Below are 19,547 nucleotides of genomic sequence, written 5' to 3' on the forward strand. Positions count from 1 at the left end.
AATTGTATAAACGATTAGAGATATAAAAATATAGATTGATTTCTCAAAAAAATACTTAACTTATCACCTGTGGGTAGTGTAAAATAAGTTGTGTAAACACAAAAAAGGAATAAATCCGTTATAGTAGAGTTGCGAAACATTACTAGAAAGAGATTTAAGTGATTTAATGTTTTTATTAGGTCATTTTTCATGAAAGAATAGTTATGAAAAAGAAATTAACAGGATTTGCGCTCTTATCAAGTTTGTTCTTGCTGACAGCTTGTAAACGCAACACATACGGATGGTTCAGGATCAGGAGACGGTACTGCTAAGTCTGAGCAAGTGAGTGGCGATTCGTCCGAAATCGAGGAAGTGAGCTACGATGAGCTCTATGCTTCAGTCTTGGATCTCTATCGACCTATTGCTTTGAACGGCGATACATCAGCTGTTCCAAGCAACCTCTCAACTGAGGAAGCTTATTCAACTAATACGATTTTTGAAGCCAATAGAGTGGGTGAAAAAGTCCAATATAGCTATGTAGATATCAACGATGATGGCTCGGCTGAGGTTTTGATTGATACCCATGACAGTGTTCATGCATTATATTATCTTAATAATGATGATGAGCTTGTATTTGCCAAAAGTGCTGGAACCTTTGCTAAGCTTGAGCACTATGAAATACTATAAAGATGGTACCTTTAATCAGCTTCAATCGGTTGATTTCAGCATATCTGAGACGACAGATGGTGCAAGTAAGGTTAGCCTGGGAGACGTTCAGACCTTGGACTTGTTTTCCGAAGACTGGTACGACTTTGATGACTCAAGTAGCGACAATATAGAAGAAAGTAGTAGCAACAGCAAGTCAAGCAAAGAGACTGGAATAGATATCGATGCTATTTAGGATGGTGATTTTAGTATTCTGGAAGGAACTTGAGAAAATGGAAGAGGAGACACTATTGTATTTAGCAAGGATAGAGTCACACAATCTGGTACAATTATTATATTGAAATTCGGAGAAGTAAAAGAGCGTATTTTGAAGGAGTATAGTTGGGCGGGGGAATCTGTAGGAAGTTCACAACTTTTTATGATTTCTTCGGGAGTTTCTATTCTAGACAATAACGAATCTGATAATAGTAAAGATAGACTTTTAGGAACACAAAGTGAGCTTGAGTTAGGTCAATCATCTGATTTTTATTATCGTAAAATAAGACAAAGTGGTTGGGATTTGTATTCTCAATGGCTTTGTTCCCCATAGTGACATTTATGTTATTATTTTTATGCACTTATTCTTGCAATCTATCATAAATAAAAGCGGAACCAGAAGCTGTGATAGGAGCTTAAAAAAGCAAAAGGAGAACCCATGTTTGATTTGAAAAGTTATATAATAGGGATGGTTTGTATGGGTTTGTTGACTCTTTTTGATAGGTCAATTATATCCTATCTTAAAAAATATAAGTCAAGTAAACAGAGGAAAGATATTTACTGACTCTTATGATAGCACTATTATTTTGATTGGTTATATTAAGGGTCGTAGCCGTAAGTACGATAAACTTGGCGCATAAGAAAAAGGCTAGCGCGATGCTACCCTTTTTTGCTATCTTCATAAGTTTTAATCATTTTTTTCTGTGGTGTGGCCATTGGGAACTGGTTAAAGTCCTCAGTCGTTACCCAGCATAGCTCCTTGTGGGTAGGGAGTTTGTCATCTTTAACAATACCTTCCACTATTTCGATGTTCCATTTTTGGTGGCTAAAGGTATGTTTTACGGGTGTAAAGTTATTGTCTGTCCAGACTGGTTTAAGAGCATAATTTTCCTCGAAAATAGCTTTTTGTGAAACGGTTTCGAGGGCACAATTATCCTTTTTAAAAAGACTGAGTTGTTGGCCAATAAAGTCCGTCTCTATGATAGGGAAAGTCCAGAAACCACCTAGTAGGCGCCCGTCGATATTTTTTTCTAGAAGAAATTCACCCTTCATATTTCTGATAATAAAAGCCTGAATTTGCACAGGTTTGGGCTTTTTCTTTGGCAATTTGATGGGGTATTTGTCATAGGTTCCATTGAGATAGGCTGCACAGAAAAAGCGAATAGGACTTTCGTCTGGTCTTGGATTTTTAGCCGATTCGATATCGGACCCGAGGTCCATAAGCGCCTGATTGAAGTCACCTGGACGGTCAGGATCAATCAAAATTTCCATAATAGCTTGGAAAATCTTACGATTCTTAGGGTCTCCGATGTCATAGTTAACTTCAAAGAGGCGAGCCATGACTCGCATAACATTCCCATCAACAGCAGGTTCAGGGAGATCAAAAGCGATGCTAGAAATAGCACCAGCAGTATAGGGGCCGATCCCCTTGAGTTTTGCAATATTGTCATAAGTATCTGGGAACTGACCAGCAAAGTCAGTCATGATTTGTTGTGCGGCCTTTTGCATGTTTCGGACACGTGAGTAGTAACCTAGACCCTCCCAAGCTTTGAGGAGTTTTTCTTCTGGAGCCTCAGCCAAATCCTTAACTGTTGGAAACCAGTCTAAAAAGCGCTCGTAATAGGGAATGACAGTCTGCACTTGAGTTTGTTGTAACATGATTTCACTGACCCAGATATAGTAGGGATTCTTAATTCGACGCCAAGGTAGGTCCCGTTTTTCACGATCGTACCAGTCCAGGAGGGTGCGACGAAAAGATGCAATTTTCTCAGCATCCCACATAACAATGCCATATTCTTTTAAATCTAACATATATCTATTGTAGCAAAGAAATCTTTTTTCAAAAAATCTTGCATTTCCTAGAGAAAAAGATTGATAAAAGTAAGCGTTTACATTATAATAAAAATGTAAAGAAGATAAGGATTCATCAAGGAGGTAAAAGCCATGGTGAGAATCAATATTTCAAGGTATAAAAACGGAGACCAAGATCTCTAAACAAAATAGTAGGCAAAACAAATAACTTTACCAATCATCTCTGAGGAGCGTGGTCACATGACAGTAGGGCGTTACAAGAATGGAGATTAATTAAGTCGCATAAAATAGCTACAAGGGAGTGATACCATCAGAAGTTGAAAGCTAAAATCAAATCAATTAACTTACGAAAAAAGTGAGGTAAAGCTCATGAGAAATGTTAGTAGGTATAAAAATGGTGACACACAATAGCTCTTCCTTATGAAAATATTTTTTACAAAATTCCTAAAGGATGTTCTAATGACAATTGAAAAATCTTAAAAGCTCATTCTAGTGTGTAAGAATGAGCTTTTTGATATGTTTATTTTGGCGAAAGATTCTTAGTCCTTATTGTTTAACTGAACCTTTCGAAGCAAGGCTAGTCTTTTTTGTTCCTCTACTAGAGATAAAAAAATTTGGTATTGTTTTTGAAGATGTGGCAGGAAACTCTTGGGAATTTTGCTATCAAAACTTAAGTTGTCCAGAAAAATCGGTGCACTACTATCTCTGTAAATTTGACCCTGAAAGAAGTAGTTATTAGTCACGATGTCAACAGAAATACGTGAAGATCGCCAACGGCGTTTGCGCATGTATTTAGGTTTCCAACGGATCTTAAGCTGTTGATCTTTAATATACCAGCCCATGATGTCGATTTTGACAGTCTGTCCAGTTTTATCATCAAAGTAGGTCACAGGTATACTCAGGACCTGATGGTTCCGTGGTGAGCTTAAAAAGGGATGGAAATCAGGGAGAAAATCGTAGTCTTTGCTAGACACCTCGGACAAGTTGTTTTCTTCTTTCACCTTGCCTCGACTGGTGTACTTGAAAAATTCAAAAACCTTACCTTGTCTTTCTAGTTTCTCCGACTCCAGTTGGTACCTTGTTACCTGGTCACCTATATTTTTTGTCGTCTTGAGGTAACGCATGGTTTCTGGGTCTTTAAAGTATAGAGCGACTAGATTTTTAAGATACTGACTGGGTGCCAGAGAGTGTAATTCCTTTGGAAAAGCAAAAATCTGGATGCTGTAGACAGCCGCTAGGGGTACAGCTGCGATACCTGATAGGAGCTTGTCTTTTGTAAATAGAGAGGCGGCATCAAAGTGACTGGTGTGACCAAGATCATGTGTCATATCAACAATAAAGAGGTTGTTGTCCTGTTTGAAAGTAATGATGTAGGTATCACTCTGTCCCGGGTTTTTAAGGTAAAATTCAAGAGCAGTGATAGAAATATTATAGTAGTGGTTAAAGATCGGAAGCTCTAGTTCCTCTCCCAGTTTATTTTTACGGTAAAGCATTCTATTATTTTAGCATGAAGTTTGACCTGAGAAAAGATAACAGATAGGGCTTAGTATTTTCTGAGTGATTTTTAAGTCTCACAAAAATAGAGCAGACACATTGACTTTTTCCTTGCATTATCACCTATTATTTGGTAAAATTATCTATTGTGAGTGCACCTCACTTACTCGTGGCGAAAGACCATGAGTCATTAGACCAAAAGAGGAGGAAAATATCAATGGCTAAATACGAAATTCTTTATATCATTCGTCCAAACATTGAAGAAGAAGCTAAAAACGCTTTGGTAGCACGTTTCGATTCTATCTTGACTGACAACGGTGCAACTGTTGTTGAATCAAAAGATTGGGAAAAACGTCGTCTTGCATACGAAATCCAAGATTTCCGTGAAGGAATTTACCACGTCGTAAACGTTGAAGCAAACGACGCTACAGCTCTTAATGAGTTCGACCGTCTTTCAAAAATCAACGGCGATATTCTTCGTCACATGATCGTTAAACTTGACGCGTAAGAAGGTAAATTATGATTAATAATGTCGTACTCGTTGGTCGCATGACCCGTGATGCGGAACTTCGTTACACACCAAGTAATGTTGCTGTTGCAACATTCAGCCTTGCGGTTAATCGTAACTTTAAAGGTGCTAATGGTGAACGTGAAACTGACTTTATTAACTGTGTTATCTGGCGCCAGCAGGCTGAAAATTTGGCTAACTGGGCTAAGAAAGGTGCATTGGTTGGAATTACAGGTCGTATTCAGACCCGTAACTATGAAAATCAACAAGGTCAACGTGTTTACGTAACTGAAGTTGTCGCTGATAATTTCCAAATGTTGGAAAGCCGTGCGGCACGTGAAGGTCATAGTGGTGGTTCATACAACGTTGGAGGATTTGATAATTCAAATTCATTCGGTGGTGGAGCTTCCACTGGTGGTTCGTTTGGTGAATCACAACCTGCACAATCTACACCAAACTTCGGTCGTGATGAAAGTCCATTTGGTAATTCAAATCCAATGGATATTTCAGATGACGATCTTCCATTCTAAGAATGGGCAAAACGAATTAAATATATAAAGGAGAAATAAACATGGCTCAACAACGTCGTGGCGGATTCAAACGCCGTAAAAAATTTGATTACATCGCAGCTAACAAAATCGAATATGTTGATTACAAAGATACTGAGCTTCTTAGCCGTTTCGTTTCAGAACGTGGTAAAATTCTTCCACGTCGTGTAACAGGAACTTCAGCTAAAAACCAACGTAAAGTAACAACAGCTATTAAACGCGCTCGCGTTATGGCACTTATGCCTTACGTAAACGAAGATTAAAAATAATGCCCTCATCTGAGGGTGTTTTTTTCTGTCTTAATTTTTTAGATTTTTGTCATTTCTAGGGCTAAGAGTGGAGAGATTTAATCTTGTGCTTTAGGGTAAAAGAAAAATCAACTGGTCTTCTCATTTATCTTGAGGAGCTAGTTGGTTGTTCTGTGGTATAAAGAATGTATTTTCTAAGAAATCATCAAATTTCTGATCATTAACGAGGATATCAACATTGTCTTTGAAAACCTTGAAACGATTGCCTAACCAGTGTGCTTTGATATCGGCCCAATTGTTGAAACGACTCCAGCGGTAAGGAAGTGTTGGATCTTGTTTTTCAAAAACATAGATACTACCATCTTTTTCGTAAGCTATAGCTGTATGGAAGTTACTAACATCACCAGGGCTATTTTGAAAGACGGAGAGGAGTTTTACATTTTCTAGAAACTTGAGTCCAGCTTCTTTCCAAGCTTTCAGGAGGTCATCTGTAGACTGGTAGTTGATATTATCCCCAAAGAGGAGGCTGTAGAGGGCTTGATCCTTGGCGTTTAGCTCTTTGTGATGGGACTTGAGATCAAGAAATTCATTTTGAAGGGGGAGGTCCAATTTAGTAAGGTCCTCTGAACTTGTAATGAGGTCGTGAAGGATGAGGAAGGACGTCCGTCGGCAGTTCAAATCATCGGTGAAGTGAGATTTATTATCTTCGAAAGTTTTTTCGTTAAGGAAGGTGACAAATTGATTTTGATCCTTACCGATTTTGCTTGTGGTCCATTTTTTGACAACAGGTTGAAGATTTGTGTTTTCCTGATTGTAGCGGTTGATATAAGGAACTAGATTATCCCAGTCTTTTGTTGGAATACCCTTGTTTTTTAAATCTTTAGCTAGCTGCTTTACCTGAGTTGGAATTGTCACATTGTTGAAATTATAGTAAGCCTGATAGCTTTTTTGACTAGTCTTGTGGCCGCAAGCCATCAGTAATAGGCAGCAAGAGATGATAAGTAAAGGAAATTTGATACGCATCTATTGGAGTTCTTTCTTTTGTCTATTAGCTTTAATATTTTAGTATAGAACAGCCAGCTATGTCAAGATTTCTGACGCAAAAAAGCACCCTTGTGGGTGCTTGAGGTATCGGTTGATTAAGATACTGGTGCGTAAGTGCTTTGAACGTTGTAATGACGTTTGAAGAAATATTTGGCAACACCAGCGATAACACCAATAATAAGGGTTACAATTGGAGAAAGCCCAGGATTGAGGTAAGTTGGAAGAAGGGCTGTAAGACTAAAGAGGGCAAACCATGCAATGAAAGAAAGTGTAATGATGGTCATGCTAAACCACCATTTAGGACGTTCTTCTTTTGGTTTGTTGTTATGACGATAGATATAGTGGTAAGGGGTATACATAGCAAGGCCACCAATAAATGAGACTGAAAGAAGGGTTGTGAGGCCGTAGCTTGTTTGTGTTCCCGAGAAACCAAAGATTGCGTTCATAATAGCAACAATGGATAGAAGGAATAATGAGGTATCAAGCCACATCTTCCAAGGAGTTTTGTCTGTTTCTGGAATTTCTTTGCTAGGTTTTCCAGAAACAGCTTGTTGGTGCTTTTCAGGAGAGAAGCTAGCTGCCCAAACAGTTGGAGCACCAAGGAATCCACGGCCTGTGATTCCTTTTTTCTGATTTTTGATAAGTTCAGGAATAACATCGCTAAGGATATCTTTGATTTCTTGGTCTGACTTACCATCTTTGATAAGTTGGTTAGTTGCTATGTGAATAAATTCTTGGTTTTTCTTGGTGAGTTTTTGGATGTCCATGAGATGACCTTTCGATAATTAATATTATTTTTAGTGTTGAAGTTTAGAGAAAAGAAGAGGGGCTCTATGTTAGAACCATTTTTTTCTGATAAAGTAGATAACAACGCAAGATGACCCGAAAGCCGCAATGAAGAAAATGATCCAAAAGGCGTTATCTAAATCGTTTAGTGGTATAGAATTGTTTTTAAAGTTCATACCGTAAGCGGAGAAGATAACGGTTGGGATGTCCAGAGCCATAGTCATGAGAGCGAGTGTTTTCATGATAGTGTTCTGGTTGTTATTGATGATAGAGGCTGAGGTTTCGGTCATGGCGTTCAAGACATTTTCATAGATGCCTGCCATCTCAATGGCCTGTTGGGTTTCGACTAAGGTATCTTCCAAGAGATCCTCGTCCTCGATATATTTCTTCAAGCTAGAGGCATTACCTGTTAGTTTTTTGACAATTCGCTCATTCATCTTAAGTGAGGCTTTTAGATAGACAATGGATTTTTCCAATTCCATCATGTCAATCAAGTGTTCATTCTTTGTCGAATTTTCCAACTGAGCTTCCAATTTATCGTTTTGACGGTCGATAGAACGTAGGGCGGTTAGGTAATGTTGAGCATTGCGATAGAGAATTTGGAAGACAAAGCGTGTCTTCATGAAGGTATAGAAGTTACGTACACGGTGATTGAGGAAGTCGTCCATAAGGCTGATGTTCTCGAGGCAGGTAGTTACGACTACCTCATCGGTAACGATGATACCCAATGGAATGGTAACGTAATAACTTTTGTTATTACGCTCTTCTTGGGTTGGGATGTCGACCAGGATTAGGGTGTAGTCATCTTCGACATCGATACGTGATGTTTCTTCCACGTCCAGAGGGGCGCGGAGATCTTGGATATCAATGTTAAAACGTTCTGCAACCTTTAAGGCTTCTTCCTGGGAAGGGTTTATCAAATGAATCCAAGCACCAGGCTCGAATGTTTCAATTTCTTTGAATTCTTTTCCGGTGGATAAGAACATTTGTTTCAATGGGAACCCCTCCTTTGTCATTCGTTAAGTGTTGGCGTTATTATCTGAAAATGTCTTGTCCGTTTTTGGACCAGAAAAAGTCAGATAAATAAGCAGCTCTTAGCTTTTTAGTGATATCAATTGAGGCCTAGAGACTATTCTCTTTGCCTTTTTTACACACTCAACCATTATACTATATTTGAAACATTTTTGGGTTGGATAAATTGAAATTTTGTTATAATTATGAAAGAGACTAGGGATGGTGTTCCCATCCGTCTGTAGAAAGGAGTGGCAGTGGCTTTAGGTCTAGGCCTCTTAAAAATATGCAAGATAAGTTAGTGATTCGCGGAGCAAGAGCTCACAATTTAAAAAATATTGATGTAGAGATTCCTCGTGACAAGCTCGTCGTCGTGACGGGGTTGTCGGGGTCTGGTAAGTCTTCTTTGGCTTTTGATACAATTTATGCAGAGGGTCAGCGCCGTTATGTTGAAAGTCTCTCAGCTTATGCCCGCCAATTCTTGGGAAATATGGAGAAACCTGATGTGGACTCGATTGATGGCTTGAGTCCTGCCATCTCCATTGATCAGAAAACAACGAGTAAGAACCCTCGTTCGACTGTGGGAACTGTAACGGAGATTAATGACTATCTTCGTCTCCTTTATGCGCGTGTGGGTGTGCCTTATTGTATCAATGGGCATGGAGCCATTAAGTCGTCATCAGTGGAACAGATTGTAGATGAGGTTTTAGCCCTTCCTGAACGGACACGTATGCAGATTTTAGCGCCGATTGTCCGTCGTCGAAAGGGGCAACACAAGGCGATTTTTGAGCGCGTGCAGAAGGACGGTTATGTTCGTGTTCGTGTGGATGGTGAGATATACGATGTGACGGAAGTCCCTGAGCTATCCAAGTCGAAGATGCATAATATTGAGGTGGTTGTGGACCGTTTGGTTAATAAGGAAGGTATCCGTAGTCGTCTCTTTGACTCAGTCGAGGCAGCGCTACGTTTAGCGGATGGCTACTTGATTGTGGATACTATGGATGATAATGAATTGCTCTACTCGGAGCATTATTCTTGTCCAGTTTGTGGTTTTACAGTGCCTGAGTTGGAGCCGCGTCTCTTTTCCTTCAATGCGCCATTTGGTTCTTGTCCGACCTGTGACGGTTTAGGAAATAAACTAGAAGTTGATATTGATTTGGTCATTCCTGACCCTAGTAAGACCTTGCGTGAAGGTGCACTAGCGCCTTGGAATCCTATCTCATCCAACTACTATCCTGCCATGCTTGAGCAGGCCATGGAACAGTTTGGCGTGGATATGGATACGCCATTTGAAAATCTTAAAAAAGAAGAACAAGATTTGATTCTCTACGGATCTGGTGACCGCGAGTTCCATTTCCATTATGTTAATGATTTTGGTAGGGTGCGTGATATTGACATTCCTTTTGAAGGGGTTGTGACTAATATCAATCGACGCTATCATGAGACTAACAGTGATTTCACCCGCAATGTCATGCGTGGTTATATGAATGAACTGTCATGTCCAACTTGTCATGGCTATCGTCTTAACGAAGCAGCACTCTCGGTTCGTGTTGGTGGTGAGGATGGCTTAAATATTGGTCAAATTTCTGAGCTGTCTATTTCTGATCATCTTCAAGAAATAGATCGCCTTGAATTAGGTGAGAATGAAGAAATGATTGCCCGTCCAATTATCAAGGAAATCAAGGATCGTCTGACTTTCTTAAACAATGTCGGCCTTAATTACTTGACTCTCTCTCGTATGGCCGGAACACTTTCAGGTGGTGAGAGTCAGCGTATCCGTTTGGCGACACAGATTGGCTCCAACCTTTCTGGAGTCCTTTATGTTTTGGATGAGCCCTCTATAGGTCTTCATCAGCGTGATAATGATCGCTTGATTTCAAGTCTTAAAAAGATGCGTGATTTGGGCAATACCTTAATTGTGGTGGAGCATGATGAAGATACCATGCGTGAAGCTGACTGGCTTATCGATGTAGGACCTGGCGCCGGTGCCTTTGGTGGACAAATCATAGCTTCAGGAACCCCAGAAGCAGTTGCTAGAAATAAGAAATCAATTACTGGTCAGTACCTGTCAGGTGCTAAATCAATTCCTGTACCGACGGAACGCCGTGTAGGAAACGGCTGTTTTATCGAGGTTAAAGGAGCCAGTGAAAATAATCTTAAAAATGTGTCTGTCAAGTTCCCACTTGGAAAATTAATCGCAGTGACAGGCGTTTCTGGTTCTGGAAAGTCAACTTTGGTTAACAGTATTCTCAAGAAAAAGATTGCCCAAGAGCTTAATCGAAACAGTGAGAAACCTGGGAAACATAAATCGGTGACTGGAATCGAGAATATCGAGCGTTTGATTGATATTGATCAAAGTCCAATCGGGCGTACTCCACGTTCCAACCCTGCAACCTACACAGGCGTCTTCGACGATATTCGCGATCTTTTTGCTCAAACCAATGAGGCCAAGATTCGCGGTTATAAGAAGGGACGTTTCTCTTTCAATGTCAAAGGTGGCCGTTGTGAAGCCTGCTCTGGTGATGGGATTATCAAGATTGAGATGCACTTCTTGCCTGATGTTTATGTACCTTGTGAGGTTTGCCATGGCACACGCTATAATTCTGAGACCTTAGAAGTTCGTTATAAAGGGAAGAATATTGCTGAAATTCTGGATATGACAGTTGATGACGCGGTTGATTTCTTTGCGGCTATCCCTAAGATTGCTCGTAAGGTGCAGACAATCAAGGATGTGGGGCTCGGGTATGTGACTTTGGGGCAATCAGCAACAACCCTATCAGGTGGTGAGGCACAGCGTATGAAACTGGCTAGTGAACTTCACAAACGCTCTACTGGGAAGTCTTTCTACATTCTCGATGAGCCTACGACTGGTCTCCATACAGATGACATTGCTCGTCTCTTGAAGGTGCTTCAGCGTTTTGTGGACGATGGTAACACGGTTCTCGTGATTGAGCACAATCTGGATGTTATTAAGACAGCAGACCATATCATTGATTTGGGTCCTGAAGGTGGTGTTGGTGGAGGTACTATCGTAGCTACAGGGACTCCAGAAGAGGTAGTAGCCGTTCCCAAAAGCTATACAGGACAATATTTGAAAGAAAAATTGAAATAAAGTGAAAAGGGCTCTCTGAGTCTTTTTTTGCTTTAGTCTGGTTTAAGTTGAGTTTGCTATTCTACGGTTAAGAAAAAACAAAAGAGTCACACTATGGTTAAAAAGCGTTTTTTCATATGATTTAACGGTATTTTTCTAGTCCTATTTCTAGATATTTGTCTTTTGATTAGTATTCGTACAGTTGATCATCATGGTCGTTTTGAATCAATAACGGATAAATGGCAAACCTTACTTTACGTTTCTGGAGTTTATGTTAGTCTTCTCCTTTTTGAAATGATTTTGTTTCTTATTATGAGACATCGTAAAATAAGCAGATTGTTGGACAAGTCATATAAGGACTTGTTTTTTCGTAGCTATTTATGGTGACATCTATGTCACTATTTTTTTGATAAGGGAGATTCTATAATAAAGTCAAGCTCTATAAAATTAGCTGCTAAAAATAAGAGAGTAGCTGTATTTTTTTGGCTTCAAATCTCATCTAAAAGATTACTCAAGAACAGCTATTTTTAGAGTTATCAGGGATTAGAATGACACCTTTGAAAGGACCAGATATGGAGAAGAAAAATATGGATGTAATGACAATGAATAAATTTGATGGTTTGTCTATTGATAAGCTTTCTGAAATTGTTGGAGGAAATGTACCATATGATATTGGCTATGGAGTAGAGCCGGTAAGTTATATTGCGGTTGAGATTCTAAAACTAAGAAAAATAAGATAGCATATTGGAAAATATTTATGTTTATGAGAATTAATGAAGAAGAATTGTTATAAGTTTTCATCGTCCAAGTGAATAGTTCACTTGGATGTTAAAGATTTATATTTAAAATATAATTAAGCAAAGAAAGGAAATACATTACAGTACTAGAGGTAGAGGGGTAAACTACAATTTTGGAAAGCAACCTGTCTTGGATAATATCTCTCTAACCTTGAAAAAGGGGAATATTGCTGGTCTGATTGGCAATAATGGTGCAGGAAAGACGACCTTAATGAAATTAATTTCGGGTATCTTAGAGAGACCTAATGGAACTATTGACTTAAATACTAAAACTGTGGGTGTCTTGATTGAAGCTCCAGCTCTATATCCCAACATGACGTTTGAGGCTAACCTTAAGTTTTATTGCAGACTTTATCATAAAGATTATTCATCGATTGATTGCGATAAAGAAGATTTAGAGGTAGCAACCTATCTCAAACGCAAGGCTTCCAAATTGTCCTTGGGTATGAAGCAACGTGTAGGTTTGTTTATTGCTTTAATTGCATCAGATGAATTTATTCTTCTTGATGAGCCTACCTAGCTTGGATGCCAATGGTATCAATAGTCTTTTAATCTTGATTGAAAGGATAGCTAAAAATCATGGTCTAACTTTTATTATTTCCAGTCACATCTTATCAAATCTTTAACAGGTTTGTACAAAAAACTATTTGTTGAAGAATCACAAATTGATTTGTTTGGATGATGATGCGAATGCCAAATATAAAATTTACACTGAGGATTTAAGCATGAAGTCTTTGATGACCCTACTAAAACTAAATGACCTTGCTTTTGAACGTCAAAAGAATGATATTCTGGTTAAAGGAATAGAAAAGATCAAACAGGTTTTGGGACAAGGGGGAATTCTTTTCACATATGAAAAAGCGGGATTGAGTGAGGTACTTTTTTATGGCGACTAGATTGAAAACGGTATTTTTAAAGCAAGAATGTGTGACAAAGAGTGCCTTTATTTGTCTTGTATTGCTAGGGCTGATTGGTGCGATTGTTATCTTATGTGATGGTTACAAGGGATCTTATCTTGGACTATCTGCGATTTTAGCTAGCTATTCTATCATGGTGTGGTGGATATTGTCTTTGCTTACTTAGCTTTATCCAGTTTGGGAAGAGAATTTCAGAATTGAACGATTAATATGATTCGGGTGAGTGACTTATCTGGTCGGGAAGTGATTCTCCGAAAGCTTCTGAGCTTCCTTATTTTATCTATATTTGCAGCTACTATCTTGGCTTTAGAGTTGATTTTTTACAAGTACTATGTGCAGCATGTCAATTTTCCTTTGTGGGTTTATGTCAGACAAATCTATGTTTATTTTCTAGCTTATGGGACTTTTGTTTATATGGTTTCAACTTTGATTATCTTACTTTTAAAGAATACCTTAACAGCTTTTGTAACAGTCTATTTTGGGGTAACAGGAATGACCTTCTTTACACTCTATTTGGCTAGTTTAGGAGATACTATGACTAATCTAATGACTTACGTTTCGCTGAGTTTTATGCGAGCGGTCTTTACTAGTGGTCAACAGTTCTTTAGTCTTCGTGATGCCTTTGTTTTGTTTGCTTGAACCCTATTTTTGCTCCTTTTGACGCCAGCCATTTACGAAAAGCGAGCCTATGTATAGTACTTATAAAGTCAGAGTTTCATCTGGCTTTTTATTAATGCCATCAAAAAAACACGCCAAAGCATCAACTTCGTTCTTTAAAATCTGAAAATTTGATATAATTAACCTAAAATACAAAGGGGTCATTCAAATGCAACGTAGACTTGAGCGATTTGATGCTAAACTTGTCCAATCAGGCCTAGATGCCTTGTTGGTGACAGGACAAAATAATATTTACTATTTGACGGATTTCTGGGGGACAAATGCGACTGTTTTCATTACGAAAAATCGTCGTCTCTTTTTAACTGATTCACGTTATACGCTTATTGCCAAACAATCTGTACACGGCTTTGATATTATCGAAAGTAAGGATCCACTAAAAGATATCGTTAAATTTGTCGAGGTAGATAAACTTGAGACAATAGGCTTTGACAATCAGGTGTCATTCGCTTATTATCAAGCTCTTCAAGCGATTTTTGAAGGCTATACCTTGTCACCGCAAACCAACTTCATGGAAGAGTTGCGTATGATTAAGGATGAGAAAGAATTGGCAACTATCCGTAAGGCTTGTTCTATCTCAGATCGTGCCTTTACAGATGTTCTTGATTTTATCAAACCAGGTCAAACAACAGAACTACAAGTGGCTAACTTCCTAGATTTCCGTATGCGTGAATATGGAGCTTCAGGTATTTCCTTTGAGTCTATCATTGCTTCAGGTTACCGTTCAGCTATGCCTCACGGTGTTGCTTCAGACAAGGTCATCCAGTCAGGAGAAACTTTGACTATGGACTTTGGTTGTTACTACAATCATTATGTTAGTGATATGACTCGTACTATCCATATTGGTGAAACGACTGACGAGGAGCGTGAAATTTATGATATCGTCTTACGTTCAAATCGATCTTTGATTGATGCAACTAAAGCTGGCATGACGCGTCGTGATTATGATAAGGTTGCGCGTGATGTTATTGTTGAAGCGGGTTATGGTGATTACTTTACACATGGTATCGGGCATGGTATCGGTCTTGACATTCACGAGATTCCTTACTTCGGTAATTCTGATGAGACTATCGAAGCTGGTATGGTCTTGACGGATGAACCAGGTATTTATTTGGCTGACAAATACGGTGTTCGTATTGAAGATGATATCATTATTACTGAGAATGGTTGCGAAGTGATTACGCTTGCACCTAAGGAATTGATTGTGCTCTAAGATTTGGAGGAATACTTTATGACAAACCGTCTATCTTGGCAAGACTATTTTATGGCTAATGCAGAGCTGATTTCTAAGCGTTCTACCTGTGATCGTGCTTTTGTTGGTGCTGTTTTGGTCAAGGACAAGCGTATTATTGCTACAGGTTATAACGGTGGAGTCTCTGAGGCAGATAACTGTAATGAGGTAGGTCACTACATGGAAGATGGTCATTGTATTCGTACGGTCCATGCGGAGATGAACGCTCTTATCCAGTGTGCCAAAGAGGGGATTTCTACTAAAAATACAGAAATCTATGTGACGCATTTCCCTTGTATTAACTGCACTAAAGCTCTCCTTCAGGCTGGCGTTGTTAAGATTACTTATAAGGCTAATTATCGCCCCCACGCCTTTGCGATTGAGTTGATGGAACAAAAGGGAGTCTCTTATGTGCAACATGATGTTCCAGAGGTACACTTGGGGATGGATGACTAGATTCTCCTTGGAAAATCCTAGGGTTTAGGTTTGATTCTATAAAATATTTGAGCCATGCTGTCATTTATGGTAAAATAAACTGATAATAATTTTTACAAAGAGGTATTTAATAATGATTGAAGCAAGTAAACTCCGTGCGGGTATGACTTTCGTAACAAATGATGGCAAATTGCTCAAAGTTCTTGAAGCTAGTCACCACAAACCTGGTAAAGGTAACACAATCATGCGTATGAAATTGCGTGATGTCCGCTCAGGTTCAACTTTTGACACCAGCTACCGTCCAGAAGAGAAATTTGAACAAGCGATCATCGAAACAGTACCAGCACAATACTTGTACCAAATGGATGATACTGCATACTTCATGAATACTGAAACATATGATCAATATGAAATTCCAGTAGTCAACGTTCAAGAAGAATTGAAATTTATCCTTGAAAACTCAGACGTAAAAATCCAATTCTACGGAACAGAAGTTATCGGTGTGCAAGTACCAACAACTGTTGAATTGACAGTTACTGAAACACAACCATCAATCAAAGGTGCAACAGTTACAGGTTCAGGTAAACCTGCAACACTTGAAACTGGTCTTGTGGTTAACGTTCCAGACTTTATCGAAGCTGGTCAAAAATTGGTTATCAACACAGTTGAAGGTACTTACGTATCACGTGCCTAAGCCTAACTAAGTCTTTCGAACCACTGGTTTGAAAGATTTATTTTCCAAACTAACGGAAAGGAAATATGCGATGACTACAGAAAATATCGGTGAAATCGTAATTGCCCCTCGTGTTCTTGAGGTGATTACTGGTATCGCTGCAACTAAAGTGGACGGTGTTTACGCCCTTCAAAACAAAAACGTTACGGATGGTCTCAGCAAAACAAGCTTGGGACGTGGTGTTTATCTTCAAACTGAGGAAGATGGTACAGTAAACGTTGATATCTACGTTTCCCTTCAGTATGGCGTTAATGTGCCTGCGGTTTCAATTGAAATTCAAAAAGCTATTAAAACAGCTGTCTACGATATGGCCGAAGTGTTAATTTCAGAAGTAAACGTTCACGTTGAATCTATTGTCACTGAAAAGTCACAAAAACCAGACTTGGCTGAATTGTTTAACGAGGATTTTTTGAATGACTAATATCTTTAAAGATTCACGTCGTGACCTTCGTGAGCGTGCTTTTCAAACGCTGTTTGCCCTGGAGTTTGGTGGCGAAGCTTTAGATCAAGCCTATTTTGCTTACACTTACGACAAGCCAATTGATGAAGAAACAGAAGTTGATCTACCATCTTTTTTACTTAGTCTAGTAACAGGTGTTCGTGAAGAGTTGCCTCAACTGGATAGTCAAATTGAAGAAAAATTGAAAGAAGGTTGGAGTCTCTCACGTTTGATTATGACAGACCGTACCCTCCTTCGTTTGGGGCTTTATGAAATCACGTCTTTTGAAGAGACACCAGGACGTGTGGCTATCAATGAAATTATTGAAATTGCTAAAAAATATTCTGATAAAACATCTGCTAAGTTCATTAATGGTGTTCTTAGTCAGTTCGTGACAGATGAAGCATAAGAAAAAGAAGTTGATTGCTGTTTCAACTTCTTTTTTTGATAACTAAGCTCAAGAAAAAGTCGCAAGTACAGACTTCTTGCGACTTTTATTTATATACTGGAACCAGAAATCAAATTTATTGGTAGCACATAATCACGACTGACTATTTCGCCTTTGATTTTCTTCAATAGAATTTCGACACAAAGTTTAGCAATTTCATCCAAAGGCTGTTGGATGGTTGTTAGCTCTGGATAGAAGTGTCGGATAAAGGCAGTACCGTCGTAACCGATGATTTTTAAGTCATTTGGGACAGGACAGACAATACCCTGTTTATTCAATTCGTAATTAAATCCAAGTTGACGGAGTCCAGTTGGGGAATCTGAATTATCATTACCTGTAATCATGACAATACGCTGACAACCGGCCTTGACCAAGGTTTTTGCGGCTAATTTTCCTCCTTCAAAGTTATCAGATGAGATAATAGGAATCTTTGGGGCCAGATTACGGTCGAAGGCAATGATAGGAGCTTCAACCTTTTCATAATCTTCTATACCAAGATTGTGAGAAGACGAGATGATACCATCACATTGGTTGGCGGAAAGCATTTCCAAATAGTCCTTTTCCTTGTTGGGATCATGCTCACTGTTACAAATGATGGTTTTATAACCCTGCTTAAAGAGCTCGTCCTCAAGTCGTTCGATAAGCTCAGCGTAAAAAATGTTGGAAATATTTGGAAAAATCAAGCCAACGAGCTTGGCTGATTTTCCTTTGAGACCTCGAGCCAAATTATTAGGCTTGTAATTCAGCTCCTGCATGGCAGCGTGTACTTTGTCAATGGTTTTTTGTGAGAGGTAGCCCTTTTTGTTTATGACGCGGGAAACTGTGGTTGGGCTCACACCAGCCAGTTCGGCAACGTCAGTAAGCTTTGCGACCATAAATCACCCTAGTATTTTAAGTCGAAGTAGTGACCAGAAACGTTCCCTGATGCTACTTTGATACCAGTTTGTTCAGCACTTGGGAAGACGCGGCTAGTGAAGACTTTCTCACCTTTATTGAAGAAAATTTCAACAATTGAGTTATCCACAAAGATGTTTGCTGTTGCAGCTTGTCCGGCATCAAGAGTGCATTCACGACTTGTGCCAAAGTCTGTAGCGTACTGTTCGCCAGCTTTAGAACGGTCAAGGATAACTTTTCCTTTTGCAGTATCAACGGTAAGTGATAAGCCATTTCCTTCTTGGTCTGCGAAGAGGACAAGTTCTGTTTGAGTGTTAGCTTGGAAGTTAAGTTCAAGCTCGTAAGTGTTAGTTGTTGCCGTTTTTTCAGAGAAATCTTCTTGTCTAGTACGTAAGCTTGTAATAGCTTCTACTGGGTATTGGTAGAGTTTTCCATCTTTGATAGATAATTCTTTAACCAAGCTCATAGCACCTTGGTAGTCGTATTTGTCAGTTGGATAGTCCACGTCTGGGAGACCAATCCAGCTAACAATAAGCGCACGACCATCAGGAGTGCTAAATCCTTGAGTAGCATAAGCTTCGAACCCGTAGTCCAAGTTGATGATTGGTGTACCACCAACAAGGGCAGCTTTCTCAGGGTCGAAATCTTGGAAAATCTTATAAGTATTAGGATAAATATTGTTATAGTCGAGTTCAGCTTTATCAAGACCTTGTGGGCAATAAAGAAGAACAGGTTTGCCATCTACAAAGACAATATTTGGACACTCAATCATGTATTCTGAGCCAGTGCCACCAAAGTCGAGGTCTCCAACCTCAACCCAGTTTTCGACATCATTATCAACTGCTTTGTAAAATTTGATGAAACCTTGTTTATTATGGTTTTGAGCACCTATGATAGCATAAAATTGTCCCTTGTAATCGAAGATTTGAGGGTCACGGAAGTGCTCAGTAACGTCAGTAGGTTTTTTGATAAGAACCTTGTCGATTTTTTTGATTTTGTAGTTTTTATCCATCCAGGCACCGATTTGACGTGGATCGCGAATCCAGTTTTCATCACGGACATTACCTGTATAGAAGATAAAAAGTTTATCACCGATTTGATAAGCAGAACCTGAGTAGGCACCGTGGCTGTCATTTTCATGATCTGGCAAGAGTTTGACACCAGTTTCTGTAAAGTGAACCAAATCTTCAGATTCAGTATGAACCCATTGTTTCAAACCATGAGCGGCTCCAAATGGCCAACTTTGATAGAAAAGTTGGAACTTACCATTAAAGTAAGAAAAACCGTTTGGGTCATTTAGAAGTCCTGTTTCTGGTTCAATATGGTAGCTTGCACGCCAAGGTGATTTGCCAACATTCTCTTTAATCTTTGTTTTTTCTCCGTCTATCCAATCTGTGTATGGACGGTAACGAACTTCTGTTGGTAGATTCATATTTAATAATCTCCTAATTTATTTGTTAGTAATATAGTAAACGTTTTACCTAGAAAAATCAACGATTTATAATAAGAAAACAAAAAAATGCTAAACGTTTGACA

At 39.0% G+C, this 19,547-nt stretch carries 24 protein-coding genes; 17 read left to right on the forward strand and 7 right to left on the reverse strand.

Going from position 1 to position 19,547, the window contains the following annotated elements; genetic code table 11:
* Nucleotides 1–321 precede the first annotated feature (321 nt).
* From MHH90_RS01420 to MHH90_RS01430, 3 genes are all read left to right on the forward strand, one after another.
* Entirely contained in the window at nucleotides 322–666 is a 345-nt protein-coding gene (locus MHH90_RS01420) for a hypothetical protein (RefSeq protein ID WP_023909938.1), read from the forward strand.
* Nucleotides 653–880: a hypothetical protein gene (locus MHH90_RS01425; RefSeq protein ID WP_011681629.1), complete on the forward strand. Its 228-nt coding sequence runs from the start codon at nucleotides 653–655 to the stop codon at nucleotides 878–880. The genes MHH90_RS01420 and MHH90_RS01425 overlap by 14 nt, the downstream gene beginning before the upstream one ends.
* A 102-nt stretch (nucleotides 881–982) precedes the next feature.
* Nucleotides 983–1,234, forward strand: a complete 252-nt coding sequence (locus MHH90_RS01430) for a hypothetical protein (protein WP_011226551.1) — start codon at nucleotides 983–985, stop codon at nucleotides 1,232–1,234.
* A 326-nt stretch (nucleotides 1,235–1,560) separates the two neighbouring features.
* Here MHH90_RS01430 and mutY read toward each other — a convergent pair whose 3' ends face one another.
* Both mutY and MHH90_RS01440 read right to left on the reverse strand, forming a co-directional pair.
* Complete coding sequence (gene mutY / locus MHH90_RS01435; RefSeq protein ID WP_011681626.1) at nucleotides 1,561–2,712, reverse strand: A/G-specific adenine glycosylase; 1,152 nt, start codon at nucleotides 2,710–2,712, stop codon at nucleotides 1,561–1,563.
* A 539-nt stretch (nucleotides 2,713–3,251) separates the two neighbouring features.
* A complete protein-coding gene (locus tag MHH90_RS01440) occupies nucleotides 3,252–4,205 on the reverse strand; it encodes a hypothetical protein (RefSeq protein ID WP_011681625.1) in 954 nt (317 codons plus the stop codon).
* 218 nt (nucleotides 4,206–4,423) lie between these two features.
* On the opposite strand from MHH90_RS01440, the gene rpsF reads away from it, so the two are divergent.
* Genes rpsF through rpsR form a run of 3 tightly spaced genes read left to right on the forward strand, consistent with a single transcriptional unit; the run spans nucleotide 4,424 to nucleotide 5,525 of the window.
* Nucleotides 4,424–4,714 carry a 30S ribosomal protein S6 gene (gene rpsF, locus MHH90_RS01445; protein WP_011681624.1) on the forward strand — a complete coding sequence of 97 codons (291 nt, stop codon included), beginning with the start codon at nucleotides 4,424–4,426 and terminating at the stop codon, nucleotides 4,712–4,714.
* 11 nt (nucleotides 4,715–4,725) lie between these two features.
* A complete protein-coding gene (locus tag MHH90_RS01450; RefSeq protein WP_002951905.1) occupies nucleotides 4,726–5,244 on the forward strand; it encodes a single-stranded DNA-binding protein in 519 nt (172 codons plus the stop codon).
* 41 nt (nucleotides 5,245–5,285) lie between these two features.
* Entirely contained in the window at nucleotides 5,286–5,525 is a 240-nt protein-coding gene (gene rpsR, locus MHH90_RS01455; RefSeq protein WP_002945024.1) for a 30S ribosomal protein S18, read from the forward strand.
* A gap of 126 nt (nucleotides 5,526–5,651) precedes the next feature.
* On the opposite strand, the gene MHH90_RS01460 is transcribed toward rpsR, so the two are convergent.
* From MHH90_RS01460 to MHH90_RS01470, 3 genes are all read right to left on the reverse strand, one after another.
* Nucleotides 5,652–6,533, reverse strand: coding sequence for a DUF4300 family protein (locus tag MHH90_RS01460; protein ID WP_011681623.1), 882 nt, complete (start codon nucleotides 6,531–6,533; stop codon nucleotides 5,652–5,654).
* A 116-nt stretch (nucleotides 6,534–6,649) separates the two neighbouring features.
* Nucleotides 6,650–7,321, reverse strand: coding sequence for a DUF1129 domain-containing protein (locus MHH90_RS01465; protein ID WP_011227551.1), 672 nt, complete (start codon nucleotides 7,319–7,321; stop codon nucleotides 6,650–6,652).
* A gap of 69 nt (nucleotides 7,322–7,390) precedes the next feature.
* Nucleotides 7,391–8,335, reverse strand: a complete 945-nt coding sequence (locus MHH90_RS01470; protein WP_340725743.1) for a magnesium transporter CorA family protein — start codon at nucleotides 8,333–8,335, stop codon at nucleotides 7,391–7,393.
* 302 nt (nucleotides 8,336–8,637) lie between these two features.
* Between MHH90_RS01470 and uvrA the strand changes: the two genes are divergently transcribed.
* The 11 genes from uvrA to nusB all read left to right on the forward strand — a co-directional run bounded on the left by uvrA (nucleotide 8,638) and on the right by nusB (nucleotide 17,078).
* On the forward strand, nucleotides 8,638–11,463 hold the full coding sequence (uvrA, locus tag MHH90_RS01475) for an excinuclease ABC subunit UvrA (RefSeq protein ID WP_011681621.1): 2,826 nt from the start codon (nucleotides 8,638–8,640) through the stop codon (nucleotides 11,461–11,463).
* Nucleotides 11,464–11,625: 162 nt separating this feature from the next.
* The gene (locus MHH90_RS01480) at nucleotides 11,626–11,829 is read left to right on the forward strand and encodes a DUF3923 family protein (RefSeq protein WP_231910741.1); all 204 of its coding nucleotides are present in this window, start codon (nucleotides 11,626–11,628) and stop codon (nucleotides 11,827–11,829) included.
* A gap of 161 nt (nucleotides 11,830–11,990) precedes the next feature.
* Nucleotides 11,991–12,182, forward strand: a complete 192-nt coding sequence (locus tag MHH90_RS01485; protein ID WP_014727693.1) for a hypothetical protein — start codon at nucleotides 11,991–11,993, stop codon at nucleotides 12,180–12,182.
* A 208-nt stretch (nucleotides 12,183–12,390) separates the two neighbouring features.
* Nucleotides 12,391–12,759 carry an ATP-binding cassette domain-containing protein gene (locus MHH90_RS01490; RefSeq protein WP_231838383.1) on the forward strand — a complete coding sequence of 123 codons (369 nt, stop codon included), beginning with the start codon at nucleotides 12,391–12,393 and terminating at the stop codon, nucleotides 12,757–12,759.
* Between the two features lie 145 nt (nucleotides 12,760–12,904).
* The gene (locus MHH90_RS01495) at nucleotides 12,905–13,135 is read left to right on the forward strand and encodes a hypothetical protein (protein ID WP_232694062.1); all 231 of its coding nucleotides are present in this window, start codon (nucleotides 12,905–12,907) and stop codon (nucleotides 13,133–13,135) included.
* Between the two features lie 231 nt (nucleotides 13,136–13,366).
* Nucleotides 13,367–13,795, forward strand: a complete 429-nt coding sequence (locus tag MHH90_RS01500) for a hypothetical protein (protein ID WP_095559450.1) — start codon at nucleotides 13,367–13,369, stop codon at nucleotides 13,793–13,795.
* Between the two features lie 187 nt (nucleotides 13,796–13,982).
* A complete protein-coding gene (locus MHH90_RS01505; RefSeq protein WP_011681620.1) occupies nucleotides 13,983–15,044 on the forward strand; it encodes a M24 family metallopeptidase in 1,062 nt (353 codons plus the stop codon).
* A gap of 18 nt (nucleotides 15,045–15,062) precedes the next feature.
* Nucleotides 15,063–15,518, forward strand: coding sequence for a deoxycytidylate deaminase (locus MHH90_RS01510; RefSeq protein ID WP_002951893.1), 456 nt, complete (start codon nucleotides 15,063–15,065; stop codon nucleotides 15,516–15,518).
* Between the two features lie 112 nt (nucleotides 15,519–15,630).
* Nucleotides 15,631–16,191 (forward strand): elongation factor P, encoded by a 561-nt coding sequence (efp, locus tag MHH90_RS01515; protein WP_011227545.1) that lies wholly within the window; start codon nucleotides 15,631–15,633, stop codon nucleotides 16,189–16,191.
* A gap of 70 nt (nucleotides 16,192–16,261) precedes the next feature.
* A complete protein-coding gene (locus MHH90_RS01520; protein ID WP_002951891.1) occupies nucleotides 16,262–16,651 on the forward strand; it encodes an Asp23/Gls24 family envelope stress response protein in 390 nt (129 codons plus the stop codon).
* On the forward strand, nucleotides 16,644–17,078 hold the full coding sequence (gene nusB, locus MHH90_RS01525; protein WP_002951890.1) for a transcription antitermination factor NusB: 435 nt from the start codon (nucleotides 16,644–16,646) through the stop codon (nucleotides 17,076–17,078). The genes MHH90_RS01520 and nusB overlap by 8 nt, the downstream gene beginning before the upstream one ends.
* Nucleotides 17,079–17,167: 89 nt before the next feature.
* Here the strand turns inward: nusB and MHH90_RS01530 are convergent, their stop codons facing one another.
* Both MHH90_RS01530 and MHH90_RS01535 read right to left on the reverse strand, forming a co-directional pair.
* A complete protein-coding gene (locus tag MHH90_RS01530; RefSeq protein WP_340725744.1) occupies nucleotides 17,168–17,992 on the reverse strand; it encodes a LacI family DNA-binding transcriptional regulator in 825 nt (274 codons plus the stop codon).
* 8 nt (nucleotides 17,993–18,000) lie between these two features.
* Complete coding sequence (locus tag MHH90_RS01535) at nucleotides 18,001–19,443, reverse strand: sucrose-6-phosphate hydrolase (protein ID WP_101415702.1); 1,443 nt, start codon at nucleotides 19,441–19,443, stop codon at nucleotides 18,001–18,003.
* Between the last annotated feature and the right edge of the window lie 104 nt (nucleotides 19,444–19,547).

Origin of the sequence: Streptococcus sp. FSL E2-3488 (genome assembly GCF_038003585.1) — a bacterium.
In the GTDB taxonomy this organism is placed as follows: domain Bacteria; phylum Bacillota; class Bacilli; order Lactobacillales; family Streptococcaceae; genus Streptococcus; species Streptococcus thermophilus.